Raw genomic sequence first — 371 nt, 5'->3', positions numbered from 1 at the left:
CGAGCAGGGCGGCTCCGGCGGCGCTGGTGGCCGCGCCGGTGGCCAGGCCCTGCAGGATCCGGGCGGCGATCAGGGCCGGTACTCCCCGGGCGGTGGCGAAGGCGGCCATCGCGACGGCTTCGGCCAGCAGCGCCGCGGCGAGGACCGGGCGCCGGCCGAGGTGGTCCGAGAGCGTTCCCGCGGTCAGCAGCGCCACCAGCAGGGCGAGGGCGTAGGCGCTGAACACGAGGGTGAGCGTCATGGCCGAGAAGTGCCAGGCGGCCTGGTAGAGCGCGTAGAGCGGGGTCGGGGCGCTGGAGGCGGCCAACAGGCCGACCAGGACCGAGGCGTGGAGCGGGAAGGCGCCGCGGCGGCCCAGCACGGGCAGGCGG

The 371-nt window shown here is 77.4% G+C and carries 1 protein-coding gene; it reads right to left on the bottom strand.

What is annotated here, in order from left to right; genetic code table 11:
* Nucleotides 1-367: MFS transporter (locus VM95_RS38140; RefSeq protein WP_157882318.1), on the bottom strand; the 367-nt coding region annotated here is incomplete at its 3' end.
* Nucleotides 368-371 lie beyond the last annotated feature (4 nt).

The sequence above is a fragment of the Streptomyces rubellomurinus genome, assembly GCF_000961885.1.
Taxonomy (GTDB): Bacteria; Actinomycetota; Actinomycetes; order Streptomycetales; family Streptomycetaceae; genus Kitasatospora; species Kitasatospora rubellomurina.
Note: the sequence above shows the minus strand (reverse complement) of the source record. Positions and strands in the feature narration are given on the sequence as shown.